15 protein-coding genes and 2 pseudogenes are annotated in these 21,354 nt (G+C 61.9%); 10 read left to right on the top strand and 7 right to left on the bottom strand.

What is annotated here, in order from left to right; translation table 11 throughout:
* Positions 1 to 90: 90 nt before the first annotated feature.
* The 5 genes and pseudogenes from ccoG (at position 91) to EJ073_RS30550 (ending at position 5,386) form a co-directional block, all read left to right on the top strand.
* Positions 91 to 1,655 (top strand): annotated as a pseudogene (gene ccoG, locus EJ073_RS30570) (cytochrome c oxidase accessory protein CcoG).
* On the top strand, positions 1,652 to 2,146 hold the full coding sequence (locus EJ073_RS30565) for a FixH family protein (protein ID WP_126058906.1): 495 nt from the start codon (positions 1,652 to 1,654) through the stop codon (positions 2,144 to 2,146). Before ccoG ends, EJ073_RS30565 begins: the two are co-directional and overlap by 4 nt.
* Positions 2,143 to 4,434, top strand: a complete 2,292-nt coding sequence (locus EJ073_RS30560) for a cation-translocating P-type ATPase (protein ID WP_126058905.1) — start codon at positions 2,143 to 2,145, stop codon at positions 4,432 to 4,434. The genes EJ073_RS30565 and EJ073_RS30560 overlap by 4 nt, the downstream gene beginning before the upstream one ends.
* Complete coding sequence (ccoS, locus tag EJ073_RS30555; protein WP_126058904.1) at positions 4,431 to 4,583, top strand: cbb3-type cytochrome oxidase assembly protein CcoS; 153 nt, start codon at positions 4,431 to 4,433, stop codon at positions 4,581 to 4,583. Before EJ073_RS30560 ends, ccoS begins: the two co-directional genes overlap by 4 nt.
* A gap of 104 nt (positions 4,584 to 4,687) precedes the next feature.
* A complete protein-coding gene (locus EJ073_RS30550; RefSeq protein ID WP_126058903.1) occupies positions 4,688 to 5,386 on the top strand; it encodes a CBS domain-containing protein in 699 nt (232 codons plus the stop codon).
* Between the two features lie 41 nt (positions 5,387 to 5,427).
* Here the strand turns inward: EJ073_RS30550 and EJ073_RS30545 are convergent, their stop codons facing one another.
* Together EJ073_RS30545 and EJ073_RS32680 are read right to left on the bottom strand one after the other, a co-directional pair.
* Positions 5,428 to 5,976, bottom strand: a complete 549-nt coding sequence (locus tag EJ073_RS30545) for a hypothetical protein (protein ID WP_126058902.1) — start codon at positions 5,974 to 5,976, stop codon at positions 5,428 to 5,430.
* Between the two features lie 157 nt (positions 5,977 to 6,133).
* Positions 6,134 to 6,595: a DUF6455 family protein gene (locus EJ073_RS32680; RefSeq protein WP_245455431.1), complete on the bottom strand. Its 462-nt coding sequence runs from the start codon at positions 6,593 to 6,595 to the stop codon at positions 6,134 to 6,136.
* A 171-nt stretch (positions 6,596 to 6,766) separates the two neighbouring features.
* On the opposite strand from EJ073_RS32680, the gene EJ073_RS30535 reads away from it, so the two are divergent.
* The 4 genes from EJ073_RS30535 (at position 6,767) to EJ073_RS30515 (ending at position 10,552) form a co-directional block, all read left to right on the top strand.
* Positions 6,767 to 8,284: a PAS domain S-box protein gene (locus tag EJ073_RS30535; RefSeq protein ID WP_245455794.1), complete on the top strand. Its 1,518-nt coding sequence runs from the start codon at positions 6,767 to 6,769 to the stop codon at positions 8,282 to 8,284.
* Positions 8,271 to 8,885: a response regulator FixJ gene (gene fixJ, locus EJ073_RS30530; RefSeq protein WP_126058900.1), complete on the top strand. Its 615-nt coding sequence runs from the start codon at positions 8,271 to 8,273 to the stop codon at positions 8,883 to 8,885. Before EJ073_RS30535 ends, fixJ begins: the two co-directional genes overlap by 14 nt.
* A gap of 355 nt (positions 8,886 to 9,240) precedes the next feature.
* Positions 9,241 to 9,687 carry a pyridoxamine 5'-phosphate oxidase family protein gene (locus EJ073_RS30520; RefSeq protein WP_126058898.1) on the top strand — a complete coding sequence of 149 codons (447 nt, stop codon included), beginning with the start codon at positions 9,241 to 9,243 and terminating at the stop codon, positions 9,685 to 9,687.
* Between the two features lie 217 nt (positions 9,688 to 9,904).
* Positions 9,905 to 10,552 (top strand): helix-turn-helix domain-containing protein, encoded by a 648-nt coding sequence (locus EJ073_RS30515; protein ID WP_126058897.1) that lies wholly within the window; start codon positions 9,905 to 9,907, stop codon positions 10,550 to 10,552.
* A 360-nt stretch (positions 10,553 to 10,912) separates the two neighbouring features.
* On the opposite strand, the pseudogene EJ073_RS30510 reads toward EJ073_RS30515, so the two are convergent.
* The 5 genes and pseudogenes from EJ073_RS30510 to EJ073_RS30490 form a co-directional block, all read right to left on the bottom strand.
* Positions 10,913 to 11,590 (bottom strand): annotated as a pseudogene (locus EJ073_RS30510) (TerC family protein); the annotation flags it as partial.
* Between the two features lie 169 nt (positions 11,591 to 11,759).
* The gene (locus EJ073_RS30505) at positions 11,760 to 13,325 is read right to left on the bottom strand and encodes a BCCT family transporter (protein ID WP_126058896.1); all 1,566 of its coding nucleotides are present in this window, start codon (positions 13,323 to 13,325) and stop codon (positions 11,760 to 11,762) included.
* A 396-nt stretch (positions 13,326 to 13,721) separates the two neighbouring features.
* Complete coding sequence (locus tag EJ073_RS30500; RefSeq protein WP_348627276.1) at positions 13,722 to 14,717, bottom strand: GlxA family transcriptional regulator; 996 nt, start codon at positions 14,715 to 14,717, stop codon at positions 13,722 to 13,724.
* A gap of 482 nt (positions 14,718 to 15,199) precedes the next feature.
* Entirely contained in the window at positions 15,200 to 15,880 is a 681-nt protein-coding gene (locus EJ073_RS30495) for a redoxin domain-containing protein (RefSeq protein ID WP_126058894.1), read from the bottom strand.
* A 19-nt stretch (positions 15,881 to 15,899) separates the two neighbouring features.
* A complete protein-coding gene (locus tag EJ073_RS30490; RefSeq protein WP_189347385.1) occupies positions 15,900 to 19,199 on the bottom strand; it encodes an adenylate/guanylate cyclase domain-containing protein in 3,300 nt (1,099 codons plus the stop codon).
* A gap of 241 nt (positions 19,200 to 19,440) precedes the next feature.
* Between EJ073_RS30490 and EJ073_RS30485 the strand changes: the two genes are divergently transcribed.
* Positions 19,441 to 21,213, top strand: coding sequence for an adenylate/guanylate cyclase domain-containing protein (locus EJ073_RS30485; RefSeq protein WP_126058893.1), 1,773 nt, complete (start codon positions 19,441 to 19,443; stop codon positions 21,211 to 21,213).
* The last annotated feature ends 141 nt before the right edge of the window (positions 21,214 to 21,354 follow it).

Raw genomic sequence — 21,354 nt, 5'->3', positions numbered from 1 at the left:
TCATGTGAAGATTGACCTGCATCAACGCGGCGAAGCCCGTCCGGCGGCAAGAGTTGCTCGGGCGGGATTATCGGTCGTGCGCAAATGGAGATGAAGGTGCTGGATCAGACGCAGGTGGAACGGCTGGAGGCAGAGGCGGTCAACTCCGCCAGGGTCCGGCAGCCGCTTTATGCCCCGCGCAGGAAGATCTTCCCGAAACGCGCTTCAGGCAGCTTTCGCCGCTTCAAATGGCTGGTGATGGCGATCACGCTGGGCATCTACTACCTGACGCCATGGCTGCGGTGGGATCGCGGCGCGTTCGCGCCCGATCAGGCAGTGCTGCTCGATCTCGCCAACCGCCGCTTCTACTTCTTCTTCATCGAGATATGGCCGCAGGAATTCTACTACGTCGCTGGACTTCTGATGATGGCCGGCATCGGCCTCTTCCTGATTACATCCACGGTCGGCCGCGCTTGGTGCGGCTATACCTGCCCGCAGACCGTATGGGTCGACCTGTTCCTGGTGGTGGAGCGGGCGATCGAAGGCGATCGCAACGCCCGCATGAAGCTTGACGCCGGCCCATGGACGGCACGCAAGCTGGTGCTGCGTGCATCGAAGCACGCCATCTGGCTGGTGATAGCGGCAGCAACCGGCGGCGCCTGGATCTTCTATTTCGCCGATGCGCCGACACTGGCCGGTGAGGTTTTCCATGGCACGGCCGCGCCGGTCGCCTATGTGACCATCCTCGTGCTGACGGCGACCACCTACACATTCGGCGGGCTGATGCGCGAACAGGTCTGTACCTACATGTGCCCATGGCCGCGCATCCAGGCCGCCATGCTGGACGAGAATTCGCTCACTGTGACTTACAATGACTGGCGCGGCGAGCCCCGCTCGCGCCATGCCAAGAAAGCCCTTGCCGCCGGACAGCTAGTTGGCGATTGCGTCGACTGCAATGCCTGTGTCGCTGTCTGCCCGATGGGTATCGACATTCGGGACGGTCAGCAGCTCGAATGCATCACCTGCGCGCTCTGCATCGATGCCTGCGACAGCGTGATGGACAAGCTCGGCAGGCAGCGCGGACTGATCTCCTATGCGACATTGTCCGACTACAATGCCAACATGGCTGTGGCCACTGCGGGGGGTCACGCCCGGTGGATCCCTCGCTGGTGCGAACTGCCGACGGCGCCTTTTCGGAAAAGTTGGCGCATTTCCACATTCGCAAGATCTTCCGTCCGCGCACCTTCATCTATCTGGGCGCATGGTCGGCGGTCGGGCTCGCGCTGCTCTATTCGCTGCTGACCCGCGAGCGCCTGGAGCTCAACGTCCTGCACGACCGCAATCCGCAATTCGTGACGCTCTCGGACGGCTCGATCCGCAACGGCTACACCGTCAAGCTGCTCAACATGATCCCCGAGCCGAGGACGATCGTCGTCACATTGCAAGGCCTGCCGGGCGCCGAGATGAGCGCGGTCGGCATTGAGCTTCCCCCCGCCCGCTCTTTCGCCACCCTGGCCGATCCCGACCGGCTGAAGACGCTGAAGGTCTTCGTCCGCCAGCCAGCCGACCAGATCGGCGGCGCCGCGCAGAGCTTCAAGTTCCTGATCGAGGACAAGGCCGGCCTCGAATCCGCCGAATACACGGCCACGTTCAATGCACCGGAGCCCGCCAGATGAGCGCCCATTCGCAGAAATCCCGCGAATTCACCGGCCGGCATATGCTGTTCATTATTCTCGGCTTCTTCGGCGTGGTCATTGGCGTCAACCTGACCATGGCGACGCTGGCCAGCAAGAGTTGGACCGGGCTCGTTGTCGAAAACACCTATGTGGCGAGCCAGCAGTTTAACCGAAAGGCCGAGGAAGGGCGCGCGCGGGCGGCGCTCGGCTGGACCGGCAAACTGACGATCGCATGGGGTGAGGTCCGCTACGGCCTCAGCGATGCCGCAGGCAAACCCGTTCCCCTGCACGCGGTGAAGGTTTTGTTTCGCCACCCCGCCTACGAGGCAGAGGACAAGTCCATCATTCTGGCCTCCACGGGCCAAGAATTTGCAGCGCAGCACACGCCGAGAGATGGCGTCTGGATCGTCGAAGTCGATGCCGATGCCGGTCTCGCGGAACCCTATCGCGACGTCCGTAGAATCATGATCTCCCATGGAGCGCTGCAATGAGCTGTTGTGCACCGGGCGCTGAAATGGCGTTGGCTCTGAACGAGAGCGCAGCCGCCCTGCCGTCAAGCCAGGAAATGCGGTTGGCTAGCCGCTCGCTTGGCGGGGACCTGCGCCAAACGGATCTCTCGGTACCGGCGGTTCACTGCGCAGCCTGCATTCAGACGATCGAGACAGCGCTTGGAAAGCTCGGGCGTATCGAGAGCTCGCGCGTCAATCTGTCGACAAAGCGCGTTTCGGTGCGGTGGCACGGTGACGAGGTTCCGCCAATCGTCGCCACGCTTGGGCGGCTGGGCTACGATGCGCACCTGTTCGATCCGGAGGCTGACGGCCAGGACAAGACGCTCTCGGAACTGATCCGCGCCGTCGCGGTCGCCGGCTTTGCGGCGGGCAACATCATGCTGCTTTCGGTGTCCGTCTGGTCCGGCGCCGAGGGGCCGACGCGCGATCTGTTTCATTGGGTGTCTGCACTGATCGCCATCCCCGCGCTCGCCTTCGCCGGCGGCATCTATTTCCGCTCGGCCTGGAATGCGCTGCGTCATGGACGCATGAACATGGATGTGCCGATCGCTGTCGGCGTCTCGCTGGCCTACGCTATGAGCCTCTACGAGACGATCAACCACGGCGACCACGCCTATTTCGACGCGTCGGTGTCGCTGCTGTTCTTCCTGTTGATCGGCCGCACACTGGATCATGTGATGCGGGAGCGGGCACGGACCGCGGTGAACGGACTGGCACGGCTCGCAGCGCGCGGCGCCGTAGTGCTGCGTGGCGATGGCATCCGCGACTACCTGCCGGTCGGCGAGATCGAACCCGGCATGGAGTTGCTCATCGCCGCCGGAGAGCGAATTCCGGTCGATGGCAACATCCTCAGCGGAAACTCGGATCTCGATTGCTCGCTGGTATCCGGGGAAAGCACGCCCCGCACCGTGGGCCTGGGGGCGCAGGTTCAGGCCGGCACGCTCAATCTCACCGGTCCGCTGAAAATGCAGGCGACGGCCGCCGCGAAGGATTCCTTCCTGGCCGAAATGGTCCGGCTCATGGAAGCCGCAGAAGGTGGCCGCTCCCAGTATCGCAGGATCGCCGACCGGGTCTCTGCCCTCTACGCACCTGTGGTCCACCTCGCGGCCTTGCTGACGTTCCTGGGCTGGATGGTCGCGTCCGGCGACTGGCACCTGGCAATGACGATCGCAATTGCCGTTCTTATCATCACTTGCCCATGCGCGCTCGGCCTCGCCGTGCCGATCGTGCAGGTGGTCGCGGCGCGACGCCTGTTCGAAGCCGGTGTCATGGTCAAGGATGGTTCGGCCATGGAACGGCTGGCGGCGATCGATACCGCACTGTTCGACAAGACCGGGACGCTCACGCTCGGCCAGCCAAGGCTGGTCAACGCGCCGTCCATCGACCCGACCATGCTGGCGATCGCGGCAGACATCGCCGCGCATTCGCGCCATCCGTTCTCGAAGGCCATAGCCGGTTTCGCGGGCTTTTCCGGTCAACCCAGTCTCGGATCCGTCGGTGAGCACCCAGGCTTTGGTATCGAGGCCAGCACAGAGGGCAACACCTGGCGTCTCGGCCGGCGCGGATGGGCTGGATGGAAGGCACGGACCGGCGGCGAAGGTAAATATGGCGGCTATGGCGGGACGGTGCTTTCGAAGAACGGGACGATCGTCGCCGCCTTCGCGTTCGAGGATGCGGCGCGCTCCGATGCCAAGGCAGCGCTCGCAAAGTTGCAGGATGCCGGCGTATCCGTCGAGATGCTGTCCGGCGACACCGCCAATGCCTGTGCCGAAGTCGCCAAGGCGCTGGATATCGACAGCTACGTTCCGGCGCTGCTTCCGTCCGGCAAGGTCGAGCGGATCGGGGCTCTGTCGAGGCAGGGCCACAAGGTTCTGATGGTGGGCGATGGGCTGAACGACACGCCCGCGCTTGGTGCGGCGCATGTCTCGATGGCCCCGGCGACCGCGGCCGATGTCGGTCGCAATGCCGCCGACTTCGTCTTCCTGCGCGAAAGCCTCCTGGCTGTGCCTTTGGCATTGGACATTTCCCGCAAGGCGGGCCGACTGATCGGGCAGAACATCGCAATTGCGATCGTCTACAACGCGTTTGCGGTGCCGATCGCCATATCTGGGCATGTGACGCCGCTCATCGCAGCGGTCGCGATGTCCGCCTCGTCGCTGCTTGTGATCGGAAACGCCCTGCGACTGCAAGGCTCAGCGAAAAGTTCATCGGCTGAAAGCGCTCCGCAAGATCGGCGCGCACCCCCCGGCCTGCTGGTTCGACCCTCATGACGACGCTCGTCTACCTCATCCCGGTGGCGCTGTTCCTCGGTGCGCTTGGACTGACTGGCTTCCTGTGGGCCCTGAGGAGCGGTCAGTACGAGGATCTTGATGGGGCCGCGGCGCGCATTCTGATCGATCGGGATGAGCCGCCAAAGTGACTGCGCCGCTCCTCTGAAATGACGCAGGTCAATGACCCGATCGCTCAATCGTCCGACAATGGGCGGCATCCGATAAAGGGCTGGATGGAAATCAGGAGGCAGCAATGCAGGCCCAAGCCATAATGACGACGCCGGTCGTCACCGTAGGTCCGGGCGCGTCGATCGCCGATGCGGCCGAACTGATGCTCGCCAGGAAGATCGGCTGCCTGCCGGTCGTCCGCGATGACGGGACAGTTGCCGGCATCATCAGCGAGGGTGATTTCCTGCGCCGTCAAGAGCTCGGCACCCAGCGTGTTCGTCCTCGCTGGCTGGAGTTTGTCGTCGGCCCCGGCAAGTTGGCCAACGAATACGTCCTGGCAAGCGGACGTCGAGTTGACGAGGTGATGACAGGTCAGGTCGTGTCGGCGCCGCCCGGTGCCTCGCTCGCCGAGATTGTCGGGTTGATGACCGAGAACAAGATCAAGAATGTGCCGATCGTCCAGGCAGGCAAGCTCGTCGGCATCGTCACGCGCACGGACCTGCTGCGCGCGCTGTTGTGCGTCCTGCCGAAATCGGGCGCGACGACGGCTGATGACGACTCCATCCGCAAGAACGTTCTGGCAGAGCTCAAACGCCAAGCCTGGAGCAACGGGGGCTTGATCGGGGTGAGTGTCGACCGAGGAACTGTCGAACTGAGCGGCGCAATCTTTGACGAGCGCCAGCGGAAGGCGGCTGTGGTTGCCGCGGAGAACGTTGCAGGCGTCAAGGCGGTCAAGGACAGCCTGTTCTGCGCGGGACCATTGTCAGTTGTGCTTGTGTCCTAGTAGGTCTGACAGAAGTCGGCAGCAAGCGGTGGCGACCAACCTTAGGTCGCGATCAGGGGTATCAATGGTCGAAGCAGCAGCATGGCGAATGCAATGAGCGCCGTGCCCGCTACCCTGTCTGTTGTTCTTCCGTCTTCGCCAAGCCGGCTACCGAGTAGAAGCCACACCGATCCCGTGGCAGCCGTGATAATCGGGAGAACAATCCAGAATATCGCCAGCGCCCGCGCTGCGGCGTCTGTCGGCACGATTGCCAGGCAATAGATAGACGCCTTCGGATTGAGGGCACTGGTTGCCAGGACGGAAATGGCGCCGCCATCCTTGGAGGCGTTGATCCGGGCACTTGTTATCAGGCGCAGGCCAAGGACTACGAGCCATGCGGCGGCGACCAGCTTCAGTGCCTCGATGGCACCGGGCGGCATCCAGGGACGCAGCGAAAACCAGCAGGCGGCGGCGATCCCGTACCCGCAGGCCTGCGCGATCAAAAGCCTGACCGCCTTTTCGCGTTTGACAGCCCCTGCCATCAGAAGGGCGTTGGTTGGCCCCGGCGCGACGAAAAGCAGAAATGCTTCCAGGAAAAATAGCGTACTCAAAACTGCCGGTCCCGTGGGCGCACATCCATCAACCGCAAAGCTCGGTTTGACGCGGCGGCTCTCGTCAAACCCGGACCTCCAACGGCATTCGCAAACCTCTCCCCGCTACGCGCAAGCCATGGGACGCTACCTGAGCGTCGGCAGCCTCTGAAAGCAACTACTGCCGGCCGGCCGCGTGCTGCAGCCGTGCGATGAGGTCGCGGTTGCGGCAGTAATCTGGCGGATCGTCGGCTTGCAGGTGTTGGTCAAGCCAGGTCGAGCATTCATCCTGGTGGCCGCAGGAGCGGCAGCGGTCCACCGCCCGATTGGTAACGGCGGCATGGTCCGCGATGACCTTCAACTGCCTGTCGACACCGAGCTTCTGCATCATGCGCCCCATCAGGGCGGTCCTGGCGTCTACTGAAATCAGATAGTCGAGAAAAGTCATTGGGATCACTCCTGTTTCCCAACCATCTTTGCCATGCCGGGGGTCGCCGCCTTGATCTTGGTCAACAGGCAACTCCGCTTGCAAGGATCGTTTCGGCCGGCGGTCAATACGACATGAAGCGATGCATGCGGAGTACGTGACGCCGCCAAAGGCCGTCTCGACGAGGGCGGAACAATCGGCAGCCAGGGCCAACAAAGTGCGCTCCGAAACGCTCGGCCAGTTCGACCCCTGACTCATCCGAGCGCTTTTGCCTGGATTGGTTTTGCGTGCGCGGCCAGGAGTGATAATTAGCCCTCTTGCAAGCGTGGCACCCAAGGACCTCAGGTGAGCCAAAACGAAGCGCTTATTTCGTCGGCCGGCGGGATGATGCTGCGATCCGTCTTGTCGCAGATGTTCGAGCAGGCTCCGGGCTTCATGGCCCTGATGCGAGAGCCGGACCATGTCTTCGAACTGACCAATGCCGCCTATCAGCGGTTAATCGGCGACAGGCGGGTGATTGGGAAGCCGGTGCGTGAGGCGCTTCCCGAGCTCGAAGGCCAAGGCTTCTTCGAACAGCTTGACGATGTGTACAAGACCGGTGAGCCATACCGGGGCCAAGGCGTGAAGGTCGCTCTTCGCAACAAGCAAGGCGAGCCGGCAGAAGAGCGCATCCTGGATTTCGTTTATCAGCCGATCCAGGACGGCGATGGCCGCACCACTGCGATCTTCGTCGAAGGCACGGATGTCAGCGAGCTCTCTTTTGCGAATGCCGCACTTCGGCTGCGTGAGGACCATCTGCGTTCGATCCTGGCAACGGTGCCGGATGCAATGGTCGTCATCGATGAACAAGGTCGCATTCAATCCTTCAGCACGGCCGCCGAGACGTTGTTCGGCTACGCAGCGAGCCAAGTCATAGGCCAGAATGTCAGCCTGCTGATGCCGGCACCCTATCGCGACGAGCATGACGCCTACCTGCGCCGCTATCTGGCGACCGGAGAGCGCCGGATCATCGGGCTTGGCCGCACTGTCACGGGAATGCGCAAGGATGGTTCGACCTTTCCCATGGAGCTTTCCGTCGGCGAGATGCATCCAGGAACCGGACGCTTCTTCACCGGCTTCTGCCGCGATCTGACCGAGCGTCACCGGGCAGAAGCAAGAATACAGGAGCAGCAACAGGAGCTGCTTCACATGGCGCGGTTCACCGCGCTCGGCGAAATGGCCTCGACGCTTGCGCATGAGATCAACCAACCACTGACCGCGATCACGAATTACCTAAAGGGCAGCCGCCGGCTGCTCGAAAGAAGCACGGAAGAGAATGCGCCGATGTTGAGGGAGGCCGTTGAAAAGGCAGCGGAGCAGGCCTTGCGGGCGGGAGATGTCATCCGGCACCTTCGCGACTTCGTCTCAAGAGGTGAAAGCGAGCGCCAGGTCGAGCGCCTGCCGGCACTGATCGAGGAAGCCTCGTCCCTGGCTCTCGTTGGCGCAAGAGAAGCCGATATGCGAGTAAGCTACAAGCTCGATCCCGCGGCCGAACTGGTCCTGACCGACCGCATCCAGATTCAGCAGGTTCTGCTCAACCTGATGCGCAATGCGGTGGAGGCCATGCAGGGCGCGACACGTCGCGAGTTGCATGTCATGACGATTGCCAGGGACGACGGTATGGCCGAAGTAAGCGTGATCGATACGGGCACGGGCCTCTCGCCCGAGGTGTCCGCCCAGCTTTTCCAGCCTTTCGTCACCACTAAGAAGCAGGGCATGGGCGTCGGCCTCTCCATTTGCCGCACAATCGTCGAATCGCACGGCGGTCATATCTGGGCCGAGGCAATGCCGTCTGGAGGAACCGCTTTCCGGTTCACCTTGCGCATCGTGAACAAGGAAGAGGTTGCCAATGGCCGGGAATGATCTCGTGCATGTGGTCGACGATGACGTCGAAGTTCGCAAGTCGCTCGGTTTTCTTCTCGCGACAGCCGATTTTGCCGTGCGCCTGCATGAATCCGCGACAGCCTTCCTGGCTTCAGCCACCGACAATGTCGACGGCTGCATCGTGACCGATGTGCGCATGCCAGGTATCGACGGCATCGAGTTCCTGCGGCAGCTGAGGGCTCGCGGGCACAGGCTTCCGGTCATTGTCATGACGGGTCATGCCGATGTCGCGCTCGCCGTTCAGGCGATGAAGGAAGGGGCTGCGGATTTCATCGAAAAGCCGTTCGACGACGACATTTTGATCGACGCGATCCGTTCAGCGCTGGGCAATCGCAATCGAGTTGATGCAACCCACCCGCAATCCGCGGAAATCCGCGGGCGGCTGTCAACGCTTTCGGAGCGGGAGCGGCAGGTGCTGGATGGGCTTGTGTCGGGTCTGCCGAACAAGACGATCGCCTATGATCTGGGAATCAGCCCGCGCACGGTCGAAATCCATCGCGCCAATGTCATGAGCAAGATGGCCGCCGGCAGCCTGTCGCACCTGGTTCGCATGGCGCTGATCCTGGATCCCAAGCACTAGGGTAATTGAGGAACGGAATTGCGGTCATCTGTCGGCGCCCTCTGCGCGTCCCAGTCGCGCCAATGGGTCGGGTGGATGTCGATATAGGCGCCCGTCGTCGCGTTCTTCCATCCGTTCCGCGTCCTCATGCAGGGAAATACAAGCGCATGCTCGCCATCCTCGTCGAGGACGGCGAGTTCGAGATCGCATTCGAACGGGGCGCTTAGGATAGGCTTCCACATCGCCCTAGGATGCGCGAGATGGCAGGCCTCGCCTTGATCTGAATCATTTTCCGAAATCGCCGAATGCGCGAACTTGGGCTTGCGAGCCCGAACCGGAGCACCCGGATGGCCGCGAGCAGTAGGAGATCGCACCGATGCTGATCCGCACACTTTCTGCCCTGGAATGCACGAAATTGCTGACCGCAAATCGCCTAGGCCACCTGGCGTGCGCGAAGGATGGGCAACCCTACGTCGTGCCGTTGTACTACGCGCATGCTGACAACCATCTCTATGCGTTTTCAATGCCCGGCAAGAAGATCGACTGGATGCGGGCCAACCCTCTGGTGTCGGTCCAGGTCGATGAGCGCGGCCAAGGCCGAGGCTGGAGAAGCGTTGTTGTCGACGGCCGCTATGAAGAGCTGCCTGACCGGATCGGTCATAAGCTTCAGCGCGATCATGCGTGGTCAGTGCTGAGCAAGCACCCCGACTGGTGGGAGCCAGGCGCCCTCAAACCGGTCCTGCCTGCCGTTTCCGATGGCGGTCCGCATGTCTTCTTCCGCATCTTCATTGGCGAGGTGTCGGGCCGGGAAGCAATTGAGTAGGTCTTCTGCCGCCAAAGAATGGCCGCCCCGGCGCGGCCTGTTTCGAGGCATGCACGGCGCTGCCCGATGGCTGTCGACCTTGATTGCTTCTGCAATCCCAGAGGACCCTTGTCCGCCTATGACGGGTTCTACGTAGTTTCCCGTAGGGACATAACCGAATTTCGCGCTCCGTGAATTCGAGCGATTGCTGTGACAACGGTCAACCGGGGACGCAGCGATGAACGCCTACACCACCGCAAGGATTTCAATTCCCTTACAGCCAGCCAATCCGAACCTGAAGGTGGCATTTGGCTCGGTGCCGGTCCAGCCAATCAGCTTCTTCCCCGCCGGGTCGGAAATCTATGCCCAGGGCGAGAAGGCTGGCGCCTTCTACCAGGTCGAGTTCGGCGCCGTCCGTGTCTACCGCTTGCTTGCCGATGGTCGCCGGCAGATAAGCGCCTTCCACTTGCCTGGAGAGACATTCGGCTTCGAAGCCGACACGACACATCATTTCTTCGCCGAAGCGATCAACGCCACCGGTGTCCGCGTGTTTCGCACCGCGGCCGGGGCTGACATGTCGCAGCAGCTGCTGCCGCTCGCGCTCAAGGGGCTGACAAGGGCGCAAGAGCACTTGCTCGTCCTCGGCCGCCAGAACGCCATAGAACGTATCGCGGCGTTCCTGGTCGATTTGGCAGAGCGCCAAGGTGGTCTGCGGCAAGTCGAACTGCCCATGTCGCGCGTGGACATCGGCGACTATCTCGGCCTCACCATCGAGACCGTCTCGCGGGTCTTCACCAAGCTGAAGGAGCGAGGCGTCATTCGCCTGCTCAGCCTGCGCTGCATCGAAATCGTTAGACAGGACGCGCTGCGCGATATGAGTGAATGAGTCCAACTCTGGTCATGGCAAGGGCATCGCGCGGATTCACGACGCCTTGAGGCGCAAGCCACAGGGCACGCATTCCGTCGGGCAGCCTTCCAGCCAAAGCGGCTGAGAGTCGCTTGGAGCGGTTCGAGCGCCGGTGGGTTTCGAGTCCCAGATTTCGAGGTCTCCAATAAAAATAAAGGAAATCAGTCGGTAGACAGTGCTTTGGTGGGCCCGGAGGGTGTATAACGGTCAGGCTTCATTTGCCTGTTTGCGGGTTTGAGAAACCGCTACGGATCGTGTGTGTCCGCCGTTGGCCGCAACCGCAACCTCCGGCCCATACTGATTGTGCAAATGAACGGGCCTGGCTTTTCGGCGGTGCAGCATGTTCACGCCTTCGACCGCCATCGAGAAGATCATCGCTGAATAGATATAACCCTTGGGGACATGGACGCCAAAGGCATCCGCGACCAACGTCATGCCGATCATGATGAGGAAGCCGAGTGCCAGCATCTTCACAGTAGGGTGAGCATCGACAAACTTTCCAACCGGTCCGGCGGCCGCGATCAGGACGGCCATCGACGCGACGACAGCGACGGCCATGACCCAGATCTGGTTGGCCATGCCGACGGCGGTCACGATCGAGTCAATGGAAAACACGAGGTTGATCAGGGCAATCTGCGACACGACGGCTACGAAACCTGCGCGCACGGTGGCACCAATGTGGCCCTCTTCTCCCTCGAGACTTGCATGTATCTCCTGGGTGGCCTTGTAGATGAGGAACAGACCGCCGCCTGCCAGGATGAGATCCTTCCCGGAAAAGCCGTGCCCGAAGGCCTCGAACAAAGGTTCGGTCAAGCCAATGATCCACCCGATGAACAGCAGCAGGATCAGTCGCGGAACGAGGGCCAGCGCCATTCCGAGAAACCGCGCCTTTGGCTGCAGCTCGGGAGCAAGTTTGCTGACCAGAACCGAGATCACGACAAGGTTGTCGACACTCAGGACGATTTCGAGCGCTGTAAGCGTCAGCAGGCTGAGCCAGATTTGCGGGTCGGTTATCATCTTTCGCCCTCCCTTCGGGCACCCAGTTGGATTTGCTTTTGGCTTGATCTTGTCGCGCTGCCGGTGGCGACGATGAGGAGCGCCGGTCGCGGCGGCGCGGATCGGCAAACCGCACCTGAAGTTCATTTTCAGATGCGGTTTGTTGGCCGCCTGAATGGCGGTGCTGTAGCTATTCTGCCGCTGCCGTGACAGGCTGGGCTTCGGGCAGGAGAGAGGCGGGTTCACCCCGCCCTTCGAGGTCGTCCAGCAGCGCCATCCACAGCGAGATGCACAGCCCGACCATGACGACAAGGAAGGGTGCTGCCGCGATGATCGACGCGGTCTGCAGGCCCTCCAGGCCTCCCATCACCAGCAGCACACAGGCCGACGCGCCCGCTAGGACGCCCCAGAGGACCACGACGATGCGCGCGGGCTCAAGCGTGCCGCGTGACGACAGCATACCCATCACGATCGAGGCGGCATCAGCTCCCGAGATGAAGAAGATCGCCACAAGGAAGATCGCGACGAACGAGGTGAGCGCCGTTCCCGGATATTGTTCGAGTAGGGCAAACAGCGAGATGGCGGCACCCTTGGTGTTGACCGCCTCGACAAGTCCGCCGACCCCCATCAGTTCAGAGTGCAGCGCGGTGCCGCCCATGATGGTGAACCAGAGAAAGGTTACGCCGCTCGGGATGAGCAGAACGCCGATGACGAACTCGCGGATCGTCCGCCCCCTGGAGATGCGGGCAATGAAAACGCCGACAAAAGGTGCCCAGGAAACCCACCACGCCCAGTAGAAGATGGTCCAGCTGCTCAGCCATTTGCCGTCGCTGAAGGCAGCGGTGCGGAACGACATCGTGACGAGATTGGTCAGGTATTCGCCGAGCGCTTCGGTGAAGGTGTTGAGGATGAAGACGGTCGGTCCGACAACGGCCAGGAAGAGCAGCAAGGCGGCGGCGACAACCATGTTCATGTTGCTCAGGAACTGGACGCCCTTGCCGACTCCCGACACTGCCGAAAGGATGAACAGCACCGACAGCACAGCGATGATCGCAAGGGCAATGCCTGTTCCCTCGCCGGTTCCCCAGAGAAAATTCAGACCGCTGTTGATCTGCTGTGCGCCAAGGCCGAGCGATGTCGCAGTGCCGAACAGCGTGGCGATGAGGGCGAGAATATCGATCGTCTTGCCGATCGGTCCGTTGACCGCGCTGCCGAGCAAGGGGGTGAATGCGCTCGAGATCAGGATGGGCAGGCCCTTGCGGTAAGTGAAATAGGCGATAGCCAGACCGACAATGGCGTAGATCGCCCAAGGGTGCAGCGCCCAATGAAAATAGGCATATTCCATTGCGATCAGCGCAGCTTCCTTGGACTGCGGGGCGGCCAGCCCGTGAGGCGGCGCGCCAAAATGGAAGACCGGCTCGGCAACCCCCCAGAACATCAGTCCGATGCCCATGCCGACGCTGAACATCATGCACACCCACGAAACGGTAGTGAATTCCGGCAACTCGTCGTCGGCTCCAAGTCGGATCTTGCCGAAACGGCTGATCGCCAGGAACCCGGCAAAGACCAGAAACATAGCCGTCGAGACAACAAAGCCCCATCCGAAACCATTGATGATCGCCGCGAGCGTGGCGTTCGTCACGGAGGCGAGGCTATCCGGGGCAGTGGCTCCCCATAAGATGAACGCGGCTGTTATGGTTAGGGCCGGCCAGAATACCGCCGTATCTATGCCCCGTAACCTGCTTGTAGTCGACATGCGTGACCTCCCAAATCAATTTCGAAACCAGTTCCTAAAAAACTCCCCTTGGACGTCAAAGACCCGACCTCCTGCGAGACCAAGGTCGCGGACGACGAACGTGAAGCGTTCGCCGTTGGCGCCGTTTCGAAGTGTCGGATTTGACCCTCCTCCACCACACCCGTCAGGGTAGAAAGGGTGGGCAGGGAAGGATGGGAGGAATCTGGCGGGTCGGTGGGGAACCGGTAGATCCCGGGTAGGGAAGAGCCTACCCGGGCAAAGGCAGGCCATGCTGCGGCGCTCTGCGAAATCCTATGTCGAGCCAGTCGGATTGGTCGCTGTCCAAGCGCGGCGCCAGTAGACGCTCGCCCGGCTACCTGGCCGAACCAGTCGTGGAAGCGACAAAATTGATGACGCCTATGAGGCGGCGGGGTATTTCCTCTCCAATCGTTCCTGCTGCGGCGTTTGGGCGTAGAGTTCGCGGTAGCATTTGGAAAAATGCGACGCTGAAATGAAGCCGCATGCGGTGGCCACCTCGACTATCGGCACGGATGACTGGATCAGCATATGTCGTGCACGCTCGAGGCGTATCTCCAAATAATAACGGGCGGGCGAGCGCCCCATCTCATCGCGGAAAAGACGCTCGATCTGCCGTCGCGACAGTCCGACTTGCTTGGCAATATCGCCCACGGATATTGGGTCGGACGGGTTAGCGTCCATCAGTTCGATTATGGTCAGCACTTTCGAATTCTGAATGCCGAGCCGCGCTCGCAAAGGCAGTCGCTGGCCATCGCTTGCGCCGCGCACCCGATCGGTCAGCACCTGCTCACAGACGCGACTGACCAGGGATTCATCAAAATCATCGCCGATCAGCTTCAACATCATGTCAAGAGCGGCCGTGCCGCCGGCGCATGTGTAGATGTCGTGATCGACCTCAAAGAGGTCGGCAAACACATGCGCGTTCGGAAATGCCTCGGCGAAGCCTGGCAGGTTTTCCCAATGGATGGCGCAGCGTTTGCCGGCGAGCAACCCGGCAGCCGCCAGCACATGGGCGCCGGTGCAGAGGCCGCCGATCGCAACGCCGCGAGCATGTTCCTCGCGCAACCAGGCCAAGGCAGATTTGTTCGAATAACGCTCGACGTTGATGCCGGTGCAGACGATGACCATCGATGGCCTGTCGGGGCCAGCCAGCATCCGCCGCTCGTCCTGCAACGAGGTGTTGACCGCACACAGCACGCCGCTCGAAGCGGGCACGGGCCGCGCGTCGATACTAGCCAGCCGCCACTTATAGGCTTCGTAGCCGAGCATCCGGTTGGCGATGCGGATCGGCTCCAGCGCAGTCGCAAAGGCGACCATGGTGAAATCCGGCACCAGAAAGAAGACGAGCGAGCGCTTGATCGGATGTTCAGACATGTTCACTGTGACTAACGTCCGTGTCGCGCACCGGATGTCGTGAATGCGCCATCGACGACAGAATTTTTTTGCTTGTCACCATTGCGTAGACTCCGGCTCTTAAGCGGCTGGGAGAGCGTACCGGAAACCGCACCACGGCGAGAGCAGATCGACCCTGCGAAATAGAAACCTTGGAATGGTGGGCCCGGTGGGTCAACGTTTCCTATATGAAATCAATACGTTAGCGGATTGTTCGCCAATCCGTTTCCATCGTACCCTCTCATATGGTCCTGGCGAACCCAACAACCAGGACGAAGAGTGATTTGAAAGCTGTGTCATGAGCAATAGGGTGACCCCTCCCCCTCTTTGACGCCTCAACTGGTTCATTGCAGTCTTTTCTGCGGTCGGATGGTGTGGAATGGCTCCCGCCGCCATTGACGGCATGCTGACGATTGGAAGGGGTGCTGTGGCAGCGACCCCACGATACGGAGCCATCTACAAATCTATTGGGCGACTTGGGACACGGCTGACATCAGCTCCTGGGGGCTTGGCGCCGCAAACATGTATCGCCCGCCCTCTGGAACCTCCGTGAAGCTCCAGCGGACGATCCCCTGGCGATCCAGCAGGAACTGACCGACCAGTTGTCCGTGTCCCGTTGCCATCATCTGCTCGTCGGCTTCGGTCATTTCGTAGTGGTCCTTTTTGCCAAGGATTTCGCCGGCTGCGATAGGATCCATGGGACCGGGCAACTCGCCTGGTATGTCGATCCTCATATCCTTTACCGCTGCCATCGAGACCTTGTACGGCCAGTTCGTCTCGTCTTGGGTGAATTCGAGATTGGGCAATCCAAAAGCACGATGTGAAGCGCGTTCAGGGTCGGAGGCCGCAAGCAGATTCGGCATCGGGTGGTAGCGGAAATAGAGACGCGCCCGCTCGATCGGCGTATTGACCACCGTCAGGCTCCCCACACCCTTTTCGCGCAGCTCCGGATCAAGCCGCGCCTGGGCGGCAATATGGCGCCGGCAAAACGCACAGTGCAGACCTCGAAACAGGCCGACCAACACCGGTTTTTGTCCGCGAAAGTCGTCAAGCGCGATCTTGCCTTCCTGGGTAATGGCGTCGAGTACCACGTTCGGCGCTCGGTCGCCCGGCTGAAGCGGTATCAAGTCAATACGCGCGGCCATTTCCAACCTCCCACCCCGGCTAGTCGAGAAAAGGCAGCACCACAAGCGCTTCCGGGTCGAGCCCGTGCTGGGCGCATATGCCCTGCGCCAGGGAAAAGTAGCGTTCGGCCTCGGCCAGATTGTCGAGGTCGAGACTAAGCGTTGCAAGACCATCATAGCACGGAAACAGCAGTTGGGGCTCGCCCGTTTCGCGGGCTACGTCCAGTGCTTCGTGGAACAACCCAACCGCCAGTTCCGGACGGCCATTGCACTGGTGGATCTGCCCAAGCACGATTAACGGCACCGGCAGGTGCTCGCGCTGGTCGAGCGCCCGGTCGATCTCGATGGCCTTCTCGGCAGCAGGCACGCCCTCCGTTGGACAGCGATCCGTGAAAGTGCAGCAAGCAACCGCGAGATTGGCGAGGAGGCGCGCCTGGAAACCCAAATCACCAATATGGCGCGCCACTTCAAGACCGCGCCGACAGACCTCGATTGCCTTTGCGGGATCGATGGTCGTGTAAAGCACGCCGAGATTGGTGTAGCCGCGGCACGCCGCGCCGGGTAGACCGGCGGCTTCGGCCAATTCAATGCTACGTTCAACCAGGCCAACGGCTTCGCGGTTTCGTCCAAGGCGAGCCAGTGCAACAGCCTTGGTATTAAGTGCCTCGGCGGTCACGAGAGTGGCGTCAGCCCCTCCTTCGGAAACATGCTCCGTTGTCAGAGTGCTTACGCAATCCAGCGCCGCGTCCGCCCATTTTGCGGCGAGAGCGTGATCTCCGCTACGGAACGCCTGTCGGCCACGTTCTTGCCAGAGATGCGCCTGCTCGATCGGGGCATCAGCTCCATCGAGGAGCGCTGCCGCTTCAGCATAGCGGGATTCCGCGTTGTCCCGCTTGCCGACATCCCAGAACAGCCGCCCGATCTTGCGCAAAACGCGCGCCGAAGCGACACGATCGGTGGATTCGCGGTATGCCTGCAAGACCGTCTCGTAGTGGCGGTGCGCGATTTCGCGGCGGCCTAGCGGGCCGCTCAAATCGGCAATGCGCTCTTGAATTGCCAGTTTGAGCGGTGTTTGCCCGATCGCGCCCAACGCAGTCAGTGCTCGCTCGTAGAGACGAAGCGCGTCGTCGTTGGCGTATATCATGCGAGCGCGATCGCCCGCCGCCTGCAGGTAATGCGCCCCCCTCTCCCGCTCGGCGCTCTGTGCGAAATGATGACCGAGCGCGGTCAAATCCTCGAGCCGTTCCGGCTTGTCGCCGCACAGTTGCTCCAAGGCGGTACCGACCCGCCCGTGGATATCGGTCCGGCGTTGCAGGAGCAGGTTCTGGTAGATCACGTCCTGCAGCAATGTTTGCGTAAAGCGGTAGCTTTGCGACGAGACCGAGCCTGATCCTGCAACCTCCTCGATGATTTCCGCATCGCAAAGCAATTCGCAGCCTGCCTCCAACCGGCCGGGGTCGGCTGTCACCGCTTTCAGAAGTGTGGCATCGAAGCGCGGGCCGATTACCGCGGCTTCCTGGGCCAACCGGCGCACCTCCGGGGGCAGCCGGTCGACGCGGGCAAGCAACATTGCCTGGATAGTGGCGGGAATGCCGGTTGCGACTTCGCCTGCCACGGTCCGCCATCGCTGGCCCTCGCGCATCAGGACACCGCCATCGATAAGGCCGCGAACGATCTCCTCGACAAAAAGCGGGTTGCCACCCGCGCGCTCGAGGATCTGGTCGACAAGCCCGCCTGCGGAGCTTACCCAGCTCTCGCCGAAAAGCGCCGCCAGCAGGCTGCGTCCGTCACTACTGTTGAGCGGCGAAAGCCTGAGCGCTGTGTGACTGACCCGACTTGAGTCGAGCTGGTCGTTGTCCGGCGCCGGACGATGCGTGACCAGCAACATCAACCGCGTACGTTCCAACCTGTCCATCACGAAACGCAGTGCCTCGAGCGACGCGGCGTCGACCCAGTGCAGGTCCTCGACGACAATCAAAAGCGGCGACAACGCAAGCCGCCGTTCGATGATGGTGCGGACCGCGTAGAGAATTTGCCGCCGCAACTGCTCGGGCTCGACATGCTGCAGGGTGGCATCGGGGTCGCCAAGGCCAAGCACATGGTAGAGCAAAGGCATCAGCCGCTTCGCCTCCTCGCCCTGCAGGCCGAGATCGGTAAGCAAGCCCGCGAGCTTGCCCCGCATTTCGTCCCCGCTGTCGTTTTGCATCATCCCGGCAGCGCTGCGCACCACTGCGCCCAAGGCGCCAAATGATTGTTCGCCCAGCGGTGAGCACGTGGCCTGCCGCACGGCGACGTTGCGAAAACGATCCTCGTCGCCGACGCGGGCGACGAACTCCTTCACCAGCCGCGATTTCCCGATACCGGCTTCTCCGACGAGGCGGACAAGTTGGGCCGAGCCGCCGCACGCCTGGTCGAGGCTCGCCAGCATTCTATTCAGCTCCGCACCGCGACCTATTATCGGCGCACTGAGGCCGAGCACCTCGAGCCCGCGCGCCGCGCGCGGCGCCGTAAGCGGTGCATCCAGTCGATGGACGAGCACACTGCCAGCCTTGCCGCGAAGCACGACATCCCCCAGCGACTCGTAAGAGAAGGCATGCCGGGTCAGCCTGTGAGTGAGCTCGCCGACCAGCACCTCACCCGGTGCGGCCAGCGATTGCAGGCGTTGCGCCGTATTCACTGTGTCTCCGGTCACCGAATAGGATTTGGCGGCGCCGATGCCCAATCCTCCAGTAACGACCGGACCGGTGTTTATGCCGATGTGGAGTAACAGAGGCGAGCCGGAGTGGGAGGTGCGTTCGCCGAGCCGTGCCGTCCGGGCGATCATGTCGAGAGCGGCGCGGAGCGCACGTTCCGGATCGTCCTCGTGCGCGACCGGTGCACCGAACAAAGCGAGCAGTGCATCGCCGATGAATTTGTCCACGAAACCACCAAAGTTTCGCACGGCCGCTGTCAATTCCTTGAACAGTTCGTTCTGCAGCGTTTGCATGACCTCGGGGTCGAGCTGCTCGCTGAGTGTCGTGAAGCCGCAAAGGTCGGCGAACAGGACCGTTACCGTCCGGCGATCGGCGTCAGAGACGGGATGCAGCCGTTCTTCGCTCTCGATGTTCGCAAGCAGCGACGGAGTTCGAGAAGGCGGCTCAATCGTCCGGCTTGGTGTCGGAGCAGGCCGTTCAACGCCCTTTGCCGGCGCGCCGAGGCTTGCCCCACATTTCGGACAGAACTCGAAATCAGGTGCGCAGAGGTAGCCGCAACCGGCGCATGGCACGGGCTGGCGCCTGCCACACTTCGGACAGAAAGCGAAACCGCCCTCAACCTCGAAACCGCAGCCTGAGCACTCCATAGAGCAAGACCTCACTTGCGGCCGTGACGGCGTGATCTCGCTTAGCGCTTCACGGTCACGGTATTCACAAGCATGAACCGATAGCCGTCTACCAGCAAGCGGCAGCGCAAATGGGCGTCGAGCGACCCGTGTGGACCCTGTGGCAGAGCGCTGCCGATCCGGACCGCTGGGTAGCCATCGTTTGCGAAAGTTCCCTCTTGCCCTCCTTCTTCCTGCTATCGTGGAGATGAGGAGATGGACCATGAGCGAGAATCGTAAGCTAGCGGCAATCCTGGCTGCAGATGTGGTCGGATATAGCCGGCTCGCGAGCGCGGACGAAGATCTTACTTTGGCAAGATTGCGGACACTGCGCAGCGACCTGATCGATCCCACCATCGCAGTGCACAACGGGCGGGTGATCAAGCGCACCGGGGATGGGGCGCTGGTTGAGTTCCGCAGTGTGGTGGATGCCGTGCGCTGCGCCGTTGAGGTTCAAAATGGTATGGTTGAGCGCAATGCCGGCGTGCCGCAGGACCGTCGCATCGAGTTCAGGATCGGCATCCATCTGGGGGATGTGGTGGAAGAAAGTGACGGCGACCTGATGGGCGACGGCGTCAACATCGCCTCGCGTTTGGAGGGCGTCGCGTCGCCCGGCGCTATCTGCCTGTCCGAGGATGCCTATCGCCAGGTCAAGGCGAGGCTCGACCTCTCGGTCAGCGATCTCGGGAGCACGCAGCTCAAGAACATCGCCGAGCCGATCAGGGTCTATTCGCTGCAAGTCGGCAGCGCCGCGACCAAGGCGGCCGCGGCCTCGGAAACCGCGACGAGCCGGCCGACGACGGCAGCGCCGCCGAAGCTGTCGATCGCCGTCCTGCCGTTCGCCAACATGAGCGGGGACACCGAACAGGACTACTTCGCCGATGGCATATCTGAAGACATCATCACGGCGCTGTCCAAACTGTCGCAGCTCTTCGTCATCGCCCGCAATTCGTCGTTCACCTTCAAGGGCCAGAACGTCCGTGTGCAGGAGGTGGGCGCGAAGCTCGGCGTGCGGCATGTACTTGAGGGCAGCGTACGCAAGTCGGGGAACAGGGTGCGCATCACCGCACAGCTCATCGATGCAACTACGGGCGGCCATCTTTGGGCGGAGCGGTTCGACCGCGACCTGACCGACATATTCGCCGTGCAGGACGACGTGACGCAGCAGATCGTCGGTGCGCTGGCGCTCAATCTGACTGACGGTGACCGTCAGCGGCTGGCGCCCGAGCACTCGCGCGACACGGAGGCGTATGACTATTTCCTGCGGGGCCGGGAACTGTGGCACCGGCTGACGAGGGAGACGAACATCGCAGCCCGCGACCTCCTGCAACGTGCCATCGAACTGGACCCGACGTTTGCCTCTGCTCACGCTTTCCTCGCCCTCACGCACGGACTCGATTACCTGAACAGGTGGAGTGCGTCGCCGTCGGAATCGATGGCGCAAGCGGAAGAGGTCGCAACGCAAGCGGTAACGCTGGATGGCAGCAATCCCTGGGCGCACTGGGCGCTGGCTATCACTAAGCTGTACACTCGACGGCACGACGGCGCCATCAACGAGGCCGAGCGCGCGATCGTCCTCAATCCGAACTTCGCCGAAGGGCACGTCATCCTCGGCGAGGCGCTGTACTATTCGGGCAGATCCGAGGAGGCCCTCGAGAGTTTCGCCCGGGGGAAGACCTTGAATCCCTACTTTCCGGACGTGCTTCTGCACTTCCAGGCTTTGGCCCAGTTTCAATTAGGGAGGTACGAAGAGGCCGTTGACCTTTTGATGCAACGGCTGGCTCGCAACGCCGTCACCGACGTCTCGCGCGCGCTTCTAGCCGCCTGCTACGGCCATCTGGGCCGTTTCGCCGAGGCCCGCGCGGCATGGGAGGAGGTGCTTCGCGTCAATCCCGACTATTCGCTGGAATACCGTCGCAAAGTCTTGCCCTACAAGAACCCTGCCGATTTCGAAGTCGCGGTGGACGGGCTCCGCAAAGCCGGTATCGTGCAATGACAGGGTGAGTCAGGGGGCGGGCCTTGAGCTGCGGTCGATCCTTTTTGCCTGTTTCTGGATCGCGCCGATCTTGACAGAGCAGTACTGCCATCCGATGCCATCATCCGTTTTTGACAGCCGACTCTTGCCGAAGAAAACCAA

The organism is Mesorhizobium sp. M4B.F.Ca.ET.058.02.1.1 (assembly GCF_003952505.1).
GTDB lineage: Bacteria > Pseudomonadota > Alphaproteobacteria > Rhizobiales > Rhizobiaceae > Mesorhizobium.
Note: the sequence above shows the minus strand (reverse complement) of the source record. Positions and strands in the feature narration are given on the sequence as shown.